The organism is Pedobacter sp. KBW06 (assembly GCF_003852525.1).
Classification (GTDB): domain Bacteria; phylum Bacteroidota; class Bacteroidia; order Sphingobacteriales; family Sphingobacteriaceae; genus Pedobacter.
In genome coordinates this window covers 1,324,638-1,340,156 of record NZ_QAJL01000003.1, presented here as the reverse complement: position 1 = coordinate 1,340,156, position 15,519 = coordinate 1,324,638, and the positions used below count along the sequence as shown (strand labels likewise).

The window sequence follows — 15,519 nt, the reverse complement described above, 5'->3', positions numbered from 1 at the left end:
ACCCGGAAGTTATTTATAGGAAAATTTTTGAGGAGAGCTGTACTGCAGCTTTCCATTTTTCCATGTTGAGGTTTAGTTTTTCTCCTTTGCTTTCCAGGAACCAGATCAAGTCTTCTGTAGCCAGGTTTCCGGTCAGGTCATCAGCGGCCATCGGACAGCCTCCAAAGCCTTTCAATGCACTGTCAAAGCGTAGGCAACCACTTTCATAGGCTGCTTCGATCTTTTCAATCCTGGTTTCCGGAGTACTGTGTAAATGGACACCTATTTCTATCTGCGGGAATTTTGCGATCAGCCCAGGTAGGATTGCTTTTATCCTTTCGGGAGAGGACACACCGGTGGTATCAGACAATGATAAAATCTTAACACCGTTTTCTGCGAGTATACCAGCCCAGTTTTCTACAATTTCCTCGTTCCACTCATCCCCGTATGGATTTCCGAAACCCATGGATAAATACACTACTGCGGTTTTATCATGCTGGTCACAAAGTTCCAGCATTTGTTTCACCGTATCCAGTGATGCCGCAATTGTGGAATTGGTATTGCGCATTTGGAAGGTCTCAGAGATCGAAAAGGGAAAACCAAGGTAACTGATCTCCTGATGTTTCACTGCCTCTTCTACGCCTCTTAAATTGGCTACAATAGCCAATAGTTTAGACTTTGACTGGCTCAGGTCAAGTTTGGAGAGTACTTCGGCGGTATCTTTCAGCTGAGGAATGGCTTTCGGAGACACAAAACTGCCAAAATCGATGGTATCAAAACCCACTTGCAGCAATAGATTGATATACTCCGCTTTGAGGTCGGTATCAATGAAATGATGAATGCCTTGCATGGCATCCCTTGGGCATTCTACTAGTTTAATCGACTTTTGCTGGTTCATGTTGTTCTTTCTTGTGGTATGGGCGAATGATTAATCGGGTTCCGCGGTCGTAACTAAAATAACTCCAAACCCAGTTTACAAAAACCACGAGTTTATTTCTAAAGCCTACGAGCGTCATCAAATGTACAAACATCCAGGTAAACCATGCGAATACACCTTGAAATCTGATTTTATGAAGGTCAACCACGGCACGGTTTCTACCAACGGTTGCCATCGCTCCTTTGTCAAAATATTTAAAGTTTTCCGTAGGTTTCTTTTCTATGATATTCAATAGATTTTTAGCCAGTAATTTACCTTGCTGGATCGCGGCAGGGGCTACGCCGGGATGTCCGTTCGGAAATTCTGTTGTGATCATTGCTGCCACATCGCCGATGGCATAAATGTTTTCATAATGATCTACTTTGCTGACCTCATTTACTTTCAGTCTGTTTCCCCTTACTACGGCATCCGGACTTAAACCCTCTAAAACGACGCCCTTTACTCCGGCAGACCAGATGACATTTGAGGAAGGGATTTTTTTGCCATCAGCGAGTGATAATTCCTTTCCATTAAAAGACTGGACCCTGGATTCTGTCATGATTTTTACGCCCAGTTCTGTCAGGAAATCATGGGCTTTCTTTTGCGCCTGTGGAGACATGGCACCCAGTAATTCGGGTGAGCCCTCAATGAGATAGATATGAACTTTATTGATGTCCAGCTCCGGATAGTCGCTTTTCAGCACGTGTTTCTTCAGCTCGGCGATTGCGCCTGCGGTTTCTACGCCTGTTGGTCCGCCGCCAACCACCACAAAACTAAGGAGCTCATTTACGGTCAGCGCATCCGGTGCAATTTGCGCTGCTTCTAAGTTCTGCAAAATCAGACTTCTCAGGTTTAATGCCTCGGGAATGGATTTCATCGGCATGGCATTGTCCTCGATCTCCGTGTTGCCGAAGAAATTACTGGTAGAACCTGTAGCAATCACCAGATGATCATAATCAATGGTGCCTATGGAGGTTTCTATATAGTTCTTTTCGGGATCTACCTTTTTCACTTCAGCCACGCGAAAGGTCAGGTTCTTTTGTCCTTTAAAGATTTTTCTGAGTGGGAAAGCAATGGAATCGGCTTCCAGGCCTCCGGTAGCCACCTGATAGAGCAGGGGCTGGAAAGTATGGTAGTTATGTTTGTCTACCATAATGATTTCAATATCCTTATTTCTTAATTTTTTTGCCAGTTCTATTCCTCCAAATCCTCCGCCTACAATTACTATTCTGGTTTTGTTGCCTTTTGGGAAATGCTGCTCCATAATGATCTGTTTTCGTAAAGATACATAAGCATCAAAAAGGTGTCCAAAAAAGAACCATTATTGCTTAAATAATGTCAAATTGCATTCGTTTTAAACAGACATAGATAAATAAATCATCATCGCATGAGTACTATCACCACTCTGAAGAGGAATATTCTTTTATGAGGAGTCGGATAAGACGAGATATATAACTCATTCGAAGAAGGGTGTCAGATTAGATTAAAAAGAAAAGGGCCGTATCATTGATACGGCCCTTTCTGTATTTTGGATCAGTAATTTCTTACTTGTTTTTTCCTAAGTCAATTACGATTGGAGTAGAGATACATAACGAAGAGTATGTACCGATTACACGACCGATCAATAAGGCGAAGATAAATCCACGAATACTTGCTCCACCGAAGATGAAGATGACAAGTAATACGAAGAATACAGTTAGTGAAGTCAAAATAGTACGACTCAATGTGCTGTTTAGGGCAAAATTGATCAGTTTATTACGTTCTTCACCATGTAGGTCTTCTTTTCCGCTTTCTGCCAGTTTCTCACGGATACGGTCAAATACAACTACCGTCTCTGTCATGGTATAACCCATTACTGTTAAGATCGCCGCAATGAAATCCTGTCCGATCTCTAAAGAGAATGGTAAAACACCATCTAAGATCGTATAGAAGGAAAGTACCAGTAGCACATCATGGAATAACGCGATTACCGCACCTAAACCATAATTCAGTTTCTTAAACCTTACTACGATGTAGATAAACATCACTAAACAAGAGAACAGGATAGATCCGTAAGCTCTGGTCACGATGTCACTTGCAATGATTGGTCCTACCTTCTCATTACTTTCGATGGTATAGTTAACACCTGTTTTAGCCAAACCATCTTTCAGCGCTTTCTCTACCAGTTTATCTGCTCCGGCATTCTGATCAGTGATGTGGAAAGTTGTCGTGATTTTTAATTCATTGTCTGCACCTGCAGTTTTAACGATGGTTTCAGACTCAGGGAATACTTCCGCTAATTTAGATTTAACATCTTCCGTATGCATTCCTTTATCGAAGTGAACGATATAAGTTCTACCACCTTTAAAGTCGATACCCAGGTTTAATCCGCCATTTTTGAAATAGAAGATGAAACCAAGAACGATGATTGCAGTAGAGATTGCATAATAGATTTTTCTATGTCCTACGAAGTTAAACGCAATGTTTTTGAAAGCGTGAATCGTGTGTTTGTTACCAAAAGTAATGTTTGATTTTTTCTCTAGTAACCATTCGAATACTAAACGTGAGATCAATACCGCACAGAATAGAGAAGAAAGGATACCGATACAAAGTGTGGTTGCAAAACCCTGAACCGGACCTGTACCGAAGATGAAAAGGATCACACCTAATACCAATACCGTAACGTTGGAGTCAATGATAGAAGACATCGCATGTTTGAAACCTTCTTTGATGGCAACTGGTGTTGGCTTTCCTAAAGTCAGCTCTTCCCTTACACGTTCAAAGATCAGGATGTTCGCATCTACGGATAAACCGATTACCAATACGATACCTGCGATACCTGGCAAGGTCAATACAGCACCCAGTGAAACCAGGATTCCCATGATGAAGAATAAGTTGATCACCAATGCAAGGTTAGCTACCCATCCTGCTTTGTTGTAATATAAAGCCATGAAAACTAGGATCACGATAAAGGCAAGAACAAATGACAGTAAGCCATTGTCAATTGCCGCTTGTCCTAATGAAGGACCAACAACGAACTCACCAACGATTCTTGCAGGAGCAGGAAGTTTACCTGCTTTTAAGATGTTTGCTAAATCCTGAGTATCATTCACGGTAAAGTTACCGGTGATAGAAGAAATACCGTTAGGGATTTCGTTTTGTACAGTAGGAGCTGAGTAAACTGTATTGTCTAATACAATTGCAATAGATTTTTTGTTGTTTGGATCTGCCGCAGCTTCAGCTGTAATTTTTTTCCATTTTGTAGCACCGTCACCAGTCATGTACATGGTTACTTCCGGTCTGCCTTTCTGATCGTAATCATGACGGGCATCGCTGATCGCGTCACCACCTAAGTCTGGCTTGCCATCCATAGCGGTTGCTTTGATTGCATACAATTCAAAAACCTTAGCACCATTGGTGGTGGCTACATCCATTGGTTTAACACTCCACATGAACTTGAAGCTCTGAGGAATGATAGAAGCAATTTCCGGTCTTTTGAAGTAAGCGTTTACTTTAGCCGTATCTTTTTGAGCTACCCAACCTACCACTGGTCCCGGACGTAATGAAGTCTGTCCGTTTTCTCCCTGGTAAGTAGGAACGTTTAATACCGCGAATAAAGGATTCGATTTTGTAAGTTCTTTCGTTTTTACAGATGCAGAATCTTTAGTGTCTTTATTTTTAGCCAGACCTGCAAGTTTACTTTCAGATTTAGCTGTAGTATCTGTAGCTGTTGCCGGAGCATCAGTTTCAGCAATTTTCAACGTTGAAGCAAGTGTTTTGTTGATGTTCTCCATGATCGAGTACACTTCCTCATTGTTGTATACCTGCCAGAATTGTAATTCTGCAGAACCTTGCAATAATTTGTGAACCCTTTCTTTGTCCTGAACACCTGGCATCTCAATCAGGATACGGTTGGTACCTTCTTGTTTCTGCATGTTCGGACTTACCACACCGAAACCATCGATACGGCTTCTGATGATGATGAAGGAACGGTCAATCGCACTTGTCGCTTCTTTCGACAAATAATTTTTTACCTCTGAATTGCTGGCGTTCGCTTTAAGCAATTTAGCGTTGTCCTGATTCGAGAAGAAATCGGCTAACTTCACATTTGGAGAAAGTTTTTCGAACTCATCTACAAATAAAGCGATGAAATCTTTTCCACCTGCATTTAGTTGTGTTTGTGCAGTAGACAATGCTTTGTTGAAATTCGCATCATCGGTGTTGCCGGCTAAAGATTTAACCAGTTCAGATAACGAGATCTCCATCGTTACGTTCATACCACCTTTAAGGTCTAGCCCAAGGTTAATTTCTTTTTCTTTACAGAACTGGTAGTTAAATCCAAAAACAGGATACACCGGCACTGTGGCCATGGAGTCTAAATAAGCTTTTTCCTTATCCACATTCCCTTTAGCATAAGCTTTTGCGTCTTTTTCAACTTTCGAAGTGACAAAGTTGAATGAGAGAGAATACACACAGACAATACCTAAAAGTATTGCCATAAATTTAATAAAACCTTTACCCTGCATTTGTTTGTAATTATTAGTCTATATAAGCTATATATTTTTTTAACAAGTCGGCAAATCTAATTATTTTTTTAAATAATAGGCCACGTTATTAAAGTTTTTATTATGGGGGCTTAACTATTTGCGTTCAAGCGTTGAAAACGTGTAAGCAAGCCCGTTTTTTTCATCTGGCTGATGATTTTCTATACTTGTTTCATTCCAGGTTCCAGGTGTTATTTCCGGGAAAAAAGTATCCGCGTCATAAGTATGGTGAACTCTGGTCAGGTAAATTCTGTCTGTTGCCTCCAGTGCATGTTTGTAGAGTTCGGCACCACCGATGATGAATACCTCTTCTTCTGCGCTGCAAAGACCCAATGCTTCTTCCAGACTATTGGTCACTTCGGTTCCGGGCAAATTCAGTGCTGCGTTTCTTGTGATGACAATATTACGTCGGTTGGGAAGGGGCCTGCCAATAGAATCATAGGTTTTTCTACCCATAATGATGGTATGCCCGCTGGTGATGTCTTTGAAATGTTTTAAGTCGGCAGGAAGGTGCCATAACAATTGGTTGTCTTTGCCGATGGCGTTATTTTCGGCAATGGCGACTACTATTGAAAGGATCATACGGCAACAGCTCCTTTAATATGAGGGTGTGGCTCATAACCTTCCAGTGTGAAATCTTCAAATTTGAAATCCAGCAGGTCTTTGACCTCAGGGTTAATCTTCATTAGTGGTAATTTTTTCGGCTCCCTGCTCAATTGCAGTCTGGCCTGTTCAATATGGTTATTGTACAAGTGGGCATCTCCAAGAGTATGAATGAAGTCTCCGTACTGAAGTCCGCATACCTGGGCAACCATCATGGTCAATAAGGCGTAAGATGCAATATTAAAAGGAACTCCCAAAAAGATATCTGCACTTCTTTGATATAACTGGCAGCTTAACTTGCCCTCTGCTACATAAAACTGGAAAAAAGCATGGCATGGAGGTAAGGCCATGTCTTCAATATCTGCTACGTTCCATGCGGAAACAATAATTCTTCTGGAATCCGGATTGTTTTTAATGGTATTGATGATCTGACTGATCTGATCGATCTTCCGGCCATCAGGTGTTGGCCATGACCTCCATTGCGATCCATATACTGGTCCCAGATTTCCATCGGCATCTGCCCATTCATCCCAGATCTTTACACCGTTATCTTTCAGATATTTTATATTGGTATCTCCACTCAGGAACCAGATCAGTTCGTGGATAATGGATTTTAAGTGTAATTTCTTAGTGGTGACCATTGGAAAGCCTTCCTGAAGGTTGAACCTCATCTGATAGCCAAATACACTAATGGTTCCTGTTCCCGTCCGGTCATGCTTCTGTGCGCCATGGTCCAGCACATGCTGCATTAAATCTAAATATTGTTTCATGTATTGTTAAGCTCCTTTTTCTTTCTCCAATGCTTCACCGCAAGATACTACGGTTCTCCTGGTTTTCATAGGATCGTGCAAAATTAAAAAAATAATAATTGTGCATTGTCCAAATTGGTTCTTTTTTTCGGGATGTATTTCACGGGATTGCTTCGTATAGGCTTTATATACGCTCCGGGAAGCCTTCTCTCTTGACAGGTTCCTGGAAGGATATTGGAAAGCTATTGAAAGGATAAAACAACCTTTGAACTACTTCGAACAACCTTTGAATAGCTTTCCAATATCCTTCCAACCTAAGAGCGTAATAGGAGCGTATTAGGAGAATCCAGGCGCCTATTCCTACGATTCGTTTACAAAGAGATAAACTCGGGTAAACATAAGTTTACCTTTTGCCTTCATTTATGTAAGTTTGCGACACAATCAGAAAATCAATGCTTGCATTTGCCAACGCCAAAATCAACCTTGGGTTGCATGTTACCGGGAAACGTGCAGACGGTTATCATAACCTGGAAACCATTTTTTATCCGGTAAAGATTTATGATGTTGTCGAAACACTGGATGCAGATGTTTTAAGTTGTACCATTCGCGGTACGGACATTCCGGGAAATACCGAAGACAACATCTGCCTCAAAGCCTATCATTTGCTGAAAAAAGATTTTGACCTTCCAGCGCAGCAGATCTGTTTGCTGAAAAATATTCCCATAGGTGCGGGACTTGGGGGAGGTTCTGCTGATGCAGCTTTTCTGATCAAACTATGGAATGATAAATTCAAATTGTCTCTTTCGCAAGAGCAGATGGAAAATTATGCAAGGCGGCTTGGTGCAGATTGTGCTTTCTTTATCCGGAACGAAGCGGTTTATGCAGAAGGAAAAGGGGATGAGTTCAGTGAGATCAGTATCGACCTTAGCAAATATTTTCTGGTACTCGTTAAACCCGATGTTCATGTTTCTACTGCGGAGGCTTATGATGGAATAAAGTCTACTAAACCTATTACTTCGCTAAAAGATTTAATACATTTGCCTTTGAGTGACTGGAAAGCGAACCTGAAAAATGATTTTGAGGATTCTGTGTTTTTGAAATATCCTGAAATTGAAGCCATAAAAAACAGCCTTTACCAGACTGGGGCAATCTATGCTTCGATGAGTGGAAGCGGGTCTAGTGTCTATGCAATTTTTGGATCAGCGGTAAAACTTCCTGAACTCGAAAAAACCAATAAAGTATTTTACAACGTTTAGTGAATTATGGAAATCAACCTGATAAGAAAAAGCGGTAAATTTAATTTTGAAGCAGAAAATTCCGGCGGACATACTGTGGAGCTGGATGCTAAACCTGAAATAGGTGGAGAAGGGAAAGGCTTCAGACCGATGGAAATGCTGCTGATCGGCCTTGGAGGTTGCAGTGGGATTGACATGGTCAATGTATTAAACAAGCAAAAGGAGCCTCTGGACGATGTGAAAATCAAAATCAAGGCTACCAGAAAAACAGAGGAAATGCCTCCGGTTTTCGATGTCATTGACATTCATTTTGAATTGTATGGTGCGCTAAATGTTCAAAAAGTAGAGCGTGCCCTGGCACTTACCTTCGATAAATATTGCTCGGTATCCAATATCCTTGGACGTTCTGCTACGATAAACTTCAGCTATACCATTCATCAGTAAGAGTGGCTAGCTGATATAATCGCGATCTTCGTCGCTAATGATCTTTTTATGATCCTCAGGTTTCACCTGGGGATTTTCTTTTTTGTCATAGCTGCTCACCGTTACTTTTGGCCTTCCAACCCAATAACCAAGAATAAAGCCAATAAAAGTACATATCCCAACAACCAGCAGCTTAGAGATCTCTTTCTTGACGAATATGAAGTTGAACTCAACAACATCTGTATTGATCATTAAAAAGATGGTAATGAGAACGGTGAAGATGATAATGAAAATTGTTTTAGTACGCATGACTTTAAAAGCTATAATTTAAAATTAATTCTAATATAGGGTTTTGGTTGTATATTTTGTTGACAAAAACGACCCTTCCCCCAACGTCTAACAGTGGTTTGTAACGAAGCAGGTTCATACTACTACGCAATTCGAAGCCAAAAGTTTTAGGTTCTGCGAGATTTGTTTCATCTCCAAGGTTTTCATAATGACAGAATAAGCCTCCGCGAAGATTTCTGATGTAAGCAAGGGGGCCGATCTCTGCATCGGGAAAGACGATTGGAAAACGGTAATTGAGGAGCAACGTATTGCTCAGTTTGCTCCTTGCAGGGATGTTGCTGTATCCGTAGACGGTATTGATCTCCCGGTCGTACCTTCTGATTCCTGAGGTTCTCTGGTAACTAAAATTGGCCAGGAAGGAGTGGTTCCTGGCGATACCCGGAAAGTAAAGAAAACTTTCTGCGGCAAAGAGATCACCTCCCAGCTGTTTATCAAAGGGCTGATGAAGGTAAGTTAACCTAAGGATCTGCGCCCATTGTGGTGCAATGTCCCTTTCCGACTGACGGGTGGTATGGGTAAAAGTAAAACTATATTCCATTGGAAACTTCAATGTCGTGATGTAGTTCTGCGGCATATTTTCAGGGAGGTACCTTTGGGTATAGCTGGTTGCCGTGTTCAGGGAGAAATTGTAACTGTCATTCAGCGCATTCAGGTTAATGGGAACAGAAGCCTGAACCTTGACATAGTTTTCCCGCCAGTCGCCCTGCTGTACGCCTGATTTGCTGCTGTAGAATGTCCTTCTTGGCCGGTTGCGGTAGACTGCGCTCAGTACCGGATAAAACCCTTTGTAGGTTAATCCCGCATTATACTCGAAACGGTTGAGGTCACGGAAATAATTTACGCCGGCGAAAGCGTTCATGGTGCTGAGCAGATTGTCTGAATTGATCTGTAAACCGCCGCGGTATTCATCTTCAATGACCGGAATGATGCTGTGTACGCTGAAGAGGTTTCCTAAAGTCCGGTAAGGTTTAGAAACAAAAGTGCTGTCCGGGATTGCTGAGAATACATTGCCTGAATTTTCCTGGGCCGCCGCAGCAGCACCCAGAAAGACGAAGTTGTTTTCTCCCGGTTGTTCTGGTTTAAGCGGGCTTTCGGCAATCTCGTAACCCTGAACACCATAGTTATTGAAAACAATGGCCTGTCGGTCGGGTGTGAGGCTTGGGTTAAAGGCGCCGTATTTTGCTGCGCTCAGAGCGCTTATCTTTTTGCTGGCAGGATCTACGTAGTAAATGTTGTCGATCCCGTTGTAGTGCGCGTTAAAAGCGATTCCCTGAGGAAGATAAACCGGTCTGCTCAGTTGCTGCTGGGATTCTTCGATCAGGACGCTCGTTTTTCCGGAGCGGTCCATGAGGCGCAAGGCCTTTCCTTTTTCACTGACAGAGATGAAAGCGATCTCTTCTCCATCCGGCCGGTATGCCGGGGTCTGAAGGATCAGGTTGTCCGGATTCGGATAAGTGTGCAGCAATGTTCCGTTGCGGGCATCGATCTCTACCAGGTTACACTGATTACTCAGGTCAAACCGTACGGCGATAATTTTTTTGCCGTCGGCCGATAGAGTAGGGGAGAAGAGCCTGCTTCTTGAGCTGAGCTTTTTTGTCCGCCCGCTTTGGAGGTCATAACTGCTGATGACACTATAACTCCGCTGTCTATACCTCGGGTCGTACCTAACCTCGTCCCAGACGATCACTCCATTGGCATAGCTGAACCAGGGTTGTTCCTGGTATCCGATGGACAGTAATTTTTTTTCTTTCCGGTCCGGGCCGATCAATGCGAAGTGTGCAGGTTCTGCCTTACTTTGTTTTAAGGTCAGGATTTGATGGTCGTTGACTTTAACAGGCAGGAACCAGCTGGTTGCATAGCTTGCTTTTTTGCTGAGGGAAGGGTAGGATTTTGATGGTGTCTTTTCTGCCTGCAGTTCCCATTCTTTCCGGAGGTTTTCGCTGGTATTGACGAACCATTCTTTGCTGCCTTTTCCGCTGAATTTTTTGAGGCTTCCGGAGAAGGGGTAAGGACGAAGCGGACGTCGTTTGATGTCGGTCAGTACGCTGTCAAAAATGTTTCTTCCCAGCTGTTTCCGGAGGTTGGAAGCCATGACGTATCCAAGCTGATAATAGCCAGGGGTAAGGTCTTTTTCCGAGTCGAAATTCACCTTGCTGTAGGAGAACTTTTTTCCCTCCAGGAGCTGAGTCCGGTAAGGCATAATCCAGGAAGGGATCCTGCCGCGTCCGGCATTGGTTAAGGAGGTTTCTGTGCTTACCGCATCGCCCTCAAAGAACCAGAGCGGAATGCTTACCCCAAACCAGGCAAGGTAAACGTCTTCAGGAAAAGGATGCGCCTGTCCACCGGTCAGTTTGTCGAATTGTGCCACGTGGCGAAGCTCATGGACCGCAAGGTTATTCAGCCAGTCCTGGCTATCGAATTGCTGGGGTGGGGTGGTGTAGAATTCTGATTTCTTGGGTCCCAGTTGAACGAAGCCATTGGCAATCACTCCCCGGTTTTGAAGCAGGATCGGGATGCTGGTATTCTTCCGTCCGATACTCGCTCCGACATAAGGGTAGATGTGTCTCAGCGTATTGGTCATTCTTTGTGCTTCCTTCTCCAGCTCATCGGGATAGATGACTCTAAATCCGGAAGCGTTAATTTGTCTCCATTTTACACCCGGCGGGTTTTGTTCTGAGTTGAAGATCTGGGAAAAGCCTGTATATGATATTAAACTTAATGCCGATGTGGTTATTATACTGAGTATTAGTTTTTTATTTCTTTCTATTATCGTCATTATTTTGAGATGCTAAAATAATTAGTTTTTTGATTTTTTTGGGATTTTTTTTATTTGATCTTTAATATTGGTTGATTGTGTTTAGTTGCCTGGCAATCATTGTGTTGTGATTTTATCTTTGAGATTTGTCACTTGTGTTTTTGGCTTTTTTTACTAAATAATCAGTGTTCGTTTGTTGATTTTTACTTTGAATTATGCGGGGTAAGAATCAGGGCTTAAGGTACACTATTTGATGATTAGTTACAATACCAATATTAGTCTGGATATTTGGTTTTTATACATCTGAATCCATCATTTCCGGCTATGAATTGCCTGATTGTATGTAGTGATTTTGAGCTCATTTTTCTCTCCCCTCCCCCGGGGGATTTGCGTTCTATAAAAAAAGAACATTCATTTTCTGATGAATTGCTGTTGTTTTGCAATGAGGATTTATGCCTTTTTTCCCATCTTTATGCCGCTGGTTTTGATTTTATAAGCGCGCATTTCTATGAGAATATGAGTCTGTCCTGCAGGGGTTTTAAGGACATTCTGTCGGAGTGTTCTGGTAGCTGCGGGTTGAATTTACTTATGTTTCGTCGTTGTGGTTTTGTTAACTATTTAAAGATTTCCCCTTGTGCCGGGGTCGGGTGATGCCCTCTGATTGGGTTAAATAACCGGCTTGACTTTTAGCTTTTCTCTGGATAATCTGAGTTGCTTTTGTGACCTGATTGATGAGTGGAAAGTGGCCGCTTTTGTACTTGATCCGGAAAAGACAACTAACTTAAATTCCTGCGCTTTTTATAGATCGGGTATAGAAATACAGCTCCGATAATTAAGATGGCGCCGAGGTAAAAACCAATGGACATGGTCTCCTTGCTGCCAAAGAATATGAAGGCTAAAATGATTCCGTAGACAGGCTCAAGATTGGTGATTAACGCGACCCGAAAAGCGGATAAAGTACGCATGACAGAGACCCCGGCAACATAAGCTAAAGCCGTGCAAATGGTGCCCAATAAAAGCAGATAGGACCAGTCTTTAACGCTTAAATTAAAGGACTCTGCAAGGAGAGATTTGTCGAACAAACGGTAGACTGTGATCCAGAAAAAAGCACCGGTCATTTCATAAAAGCCAATGATTTTCGGGTCGCTTTTTTGCACCAATGTTGAGTTGATTGTACTGAATAAGCTCGAGGCTAAGGCAGATAGAAGGCCGAGAATAATCCCTAAGGTATAACCTGATTCGAATTTAAAGACCATATAGATGCCCAGGATCATAATTAGTCCGATGACAACATCTGGTATTAAAATAGATTTTTTCTTGATCAGCGGTTCTAATATCGCAGTAAACAAGGTATAAGAAGAGAGGGCAACGAGTGTGACGGAGACTGTAGATACTTTAATTGCATGAAAAAATAGAATCCAGTGCGCGGCGACAATACTTCCGGTAAAGAAAAATTGGAGAAATTGCTTCCTCGAAATCTTTAAGCTGGTCTTGCTGAATAAAAAATAAGCCAGTAAGCTAATGCTTGCAATGAGTACTCTATACCATACCAACTGAACTGCATTGATCGAGATAACTGCGCCAAGAATGCCAGTGAACCCCCAGATAAAAACGGTGAAATGTAAGATTAACAGGTTTCTATTTGGATGACTACCTACTGGATTGTTCATTTATTTTGGTGCTTTTCGGAGTAAATAATAGCCCAGTAACCCGAAAAATATGGTAGGTACAAGCACTGCAAATAGGGGTGAAATGCCTCCTTTAAGAGAGAACATCTTCGCAAACTGATTCAATACAATATAGCAGAAGCTTAAAATAATGCCTATTCCCAGCGGAAGTCCCACACCTCCACGGACTTTCCTGGAGGATAAAGCGACTCCAATCAGGGTGAGTACGAAGGCCGACAGGGGTTGTAAATAACGTTTGTAACGTTCGAAAAGCAAGTCGTTCATGATGCCTGATCCCCTGATTCTTTCCTTTTTTATTTTATCGGAAAGGTCTTTGTTAGAGAGGTTTTCAAAGACGTTGTCATACGCGGAGAAGTCGTCAGGACGCATATCCAGAATGGTGTCTTTAGTTTTTGTGGCGCCATTAACCATACTTTCTTTAAGTCCGTCGATGTTCCTTACAGAATAGTTGGTTAGCTTCCATGATCGTTTTAAGGAGTCCCATTTGATCTCATCAGCCACAATCTTCTTGGTCAGTATATCGCCTTTGAAATTGTCTAATGAGAACTGGCTCCCAACCTTAGACCTGTTGTCAAAGCTCCTCATGTAGATGTAAGTATGATCATCCAGTTTCATGTGAATATCAGTCTTACTGGTCGGATCATTCTTCTTTATAAAGGTGTTTTCGAAGTTGTTCTTGATCTGATTGGTATATGGAAGAATGTATAGATTCGAGGCCAGGTTAATGGAAAAAATGATAAATGCAGATATAAAATAAGGCAATAGAAACCGGTTAAAGCTGACTCCCCCGCTCAATATGGGTACAATCTCCGTTTGATCGGCCATCTTTGCGGTGAAAAAGATCACTGCTATGAAATTGATCAGGGGGGAGAGCATATTCACATAAAAGGGAATGGAGCCCGCATAATATAAGGAAATCACTTGCCAGAAGGTCAGGTTGTTACCGAGAAAGTCGTCCAGTTTCTCTGAAAGGTCAAAGATCACAATGATGACTACAAACAATGTCAGGGTATATATAAATGTACCCAGATACTTGCTGATGATATACCAGTCGATAATCTTAATCCTGCCCTTGATAAAGTTCATTTACAATTTATTACCTAATATAGTTACCATTTTGTTCTTCCAGGCGTAAAACTCGCCACTGATAATTTTCTCTCTGGCGGTTTTAACAAGCCACAGGTAAAAATGCAGGTTATGCAGGGTTGCAATTTGCGCGCCAAGCATCTCTTTGGAATGCATCAGGTGCCTTAAATAGGCTTTAGAATAAACCTGGTCGGCATGAAGGTCACTTTCCGCATCGATAGGAGAGAAGTCATCCGCCCATTTCTTATTTCCGATGTTAATGATACCATTTCTGGTAAATAACATCCCGTTCCTTGCATTTCTGGTAGGCATCACGCAGTCGAACATGTCTACACCTAAAGCGATGTTTTCCAGGATATTAATAGGTGTTCCTACACCCATCAGGTATCTTGGCTTATCGTAAGGAAGAATGTCGCAGACTACTTCTGTCATTCCATACATTTCCTCTGCAGGTTCCCCCACAGACAATCCGCCGATTGCATTTCCCTCACGGTTCATTCCTGCAATAAATTCAGCAGATTTTTTCCTCAGGTCTTTATACACTGATCCCTGTACAATTGGGAATAAGGTTTGATTGAATCCGTATTTTGGTTCCGTTGTGTCAAACCTGTTGCAGCAACGTTTTAACCAGCGGTGAGTCATGTTGATGGAATTTGCCGCGTATTTATAATCACAAGGATAAGGCGTACATTCATCAAAAGCCATAATGATATCTGCACCAATGGTACGTTGGATATCCATGGCATATTCCGGTGTGAAAAGGTGTTTCGAACCATCAATATGTGAACGAAAAGTCACCCCTTCCTCCTTGATTTTTCTTACTTTACTCAGGGAATAGACCTGATAACCGCCGCTATCTGTTAAAATCGGACGGTCCCATCCAATAAATTTGTGCAAGCCGCCGCTTCCTTCTATAATGTCTAAGCCTGGTCTCAGGTATAAATGATAGGTATTCCCCAAGATAATCTTGGCGTCAATATCGTCTTTAAGTTCGCGTTGGTGAACTGCTTTTACGGTTCCTGCAGTGCCCACAGGCATGAAAATAGGAGTTTGTATGTCTCCGTGATCTGTTGTTACTGTTCCTGCTCTTGCCTTTGAATGTGTATCGTTTGCCTGTAAGGTAAATTTCATAAATCTGTATGCTCCACTAAAATCTGCCAAAAGTAGCAAAAATAGCGCTATAAACGGGTTAAATTTTTTATCAACAAAAAGGA

12 protein-coding genes are annotated in these 15,519 nt (G+C 42.1%); 2 read left to right on the top strand and 10 right to left on the bottom strand.

Annotated elements, in window-relative coordinates:
- Positions 1 to 13: 13 nt before the first annotated feature.
- The 5 genes from DBR43_RS20445 to DBR43_RS20425 form a co-directional block, all read right to left on the bottom strand.
- The gene (locus DBR43_RS20445; RefSeq protein ID WP_124584170.1) at positions 14 to 877 is read right to left on the bottom strand and encodes a hydroxymethylglutaryl-CoA lyase; all 864 of its coding nucleotides are present in this window, start codon (positions 875 to 877) and stop codon (positions 14 to 16) included.
- The gene (locus tag DBR43_RS20440; RefSeq protein ID WP_124584168.1) at positions 855 to 2,159 is read right to left on the bottom strand and encodes an NAD(P)/FAD-dependent oxidoreductase; all 1,305 of its coding nucleotides are present in this window, start codon (positions 2,157 to 2,159) and stop codon (positions 855 to 857) included. The genes DBR43_RS20445 and DBR43_RS20440 overlap by 23 nt, the downstream gene beginning before the upstream one ends.
- Before the next feature lie 280 nt (positions 2,160 to 2,439).
- The gene (secDF, locus tag DBR43_RS20435; RefSeq protein WP_124584166.1) at positions 2,440 to 5,400 is read right to left on the bottom strand and encodes a protein translocase subunit SecDF; all 2,961 of its coding nucleotides are present in this window, start codon (positions 5,398 to 5,400) and stop codon (positions 2,440 to 2,442) included.
- A 114-nt stretch (positions 5,401 to 5,514) separates the two neighbouring features.
- Entirely contained in the window at positions 5,515 to 6,000 is a 486-nt protein-coding gene (locus tag DBR43_RS20430; RefSeq protein WP_124584164.1) for a dihydrofolate reductase, read from the bottom strand.
- Positions 5,997 to 6,791 (bottom strand): thymidylate synthase, encoded by a 795-nt coding sequence (locus tag DBR43_RS20425; RefSeq protein ID WP_124584162.1) that lies wholly within the window; start codon positions 6,789 to 6,791, stop codon positions 5,997 to 5,999. The genes DBR43_RS20430 and DBR43_RS20425 overlap by 4 nt, the downstream gene beginning before the upstream one ends.
- A gap of 431 nt (positions 6,792 to 7,222) precedes the next feature.
- Here DBR43_RS20425 and ispE point away from each other — a divergent pair, with 431 nt between their 5' ends.
- Positions 7,223 to 8,026, top strand: a complete 804-nt coding sequence (gene ispE / locus DBR43_RS20420; protein WP_124584160.1) for a 4-(cytidine 5'-diphospho)-2-C-methyl-D-erythritol kinase — start codon at positions 7,223 to 7,225, stop codon at positions 8,024 to 8,026.
- A 6-nt stretch (positions 8,027 to 8,032) separates the two neighbouring features.
- Complete coding sequence (locus DBR43_RS20415) at positions 8,033 to 8,449, top strand: OsmC family protein (RefSeq protein WP_124584158.1); 417 nt, start codon at positions 8,033 to 8,035, stop codon at positions 8,447 to 8,449.
- Between the two features lie 6 nt (positions 8,450 to 8,455).
- Here the strand turns inward: DBR43_RS20415 and DBR43_RS20410 are convergent, their stop codons facing one another.
- From DBR43_RS20410 to tgt, 5 genes are all read right to left on the bottom strand, one after another.
- Positions 8,456 to 8,737 (bottom strand): lipopolysaccharide assembly protein LapA domain-containing protein, encoded by a 282-nt coding sequence (locus DBR43_RS20410; protein ID WP_124584156.1) that lies wholly within the window; start codon positions 8,735 to 8,737, stop codon positions 8,456 to 8,458.
- Positions 8,738 to 8,741: 4 nt separating this feature from the next.
- Entirely contained in the window at positions 8,742 to 11,552 is a 2,811-nt protein-coding gene (locus tag DBR43_RS20405; RefSeq protein WP_124584154.1) for a TolB family protein, read from the bottom strand.
- Between the two features lie 755 nt (positions 11,553 to 12,307).
- On the bottom strand, positions 12,308 to 13,201 hold the full coding sequence (locus DBR43_RS20400) for a DMT family transporter (RefSeq protein WP_124584152.1): 894 nt from the start codon (positions 13,199 to 13,201) through the stop codon (positions 12,308 to 12,310).
- A complete protein-coding gene (locus DBR43_RS20395) occupies positions 13,202 to 14,305 on the bottom strand; it encodes an LptF/LptG family permease (RefSeq protein WP_124584151.1) in 1,104 nt (367 codons plus the stop codon).
- Positions 14,306 to 15,436 carry a tRNA guanosine(34) transglycosylase Tgt gene (gene tgt / locus DBR43_RS20390; protein WP_124584149.1) on the bottom strand — a complete coding sequence of 377 codons (1,131 nt, stop codon included), beginning with the start codon at positions 15,434 to 15,436 and terminating at the stop codon, positions 14,306 to 14,308.
- Between the last annotated feature and the right edge of the window lie 83 nt (positions 15,437 to 15,519).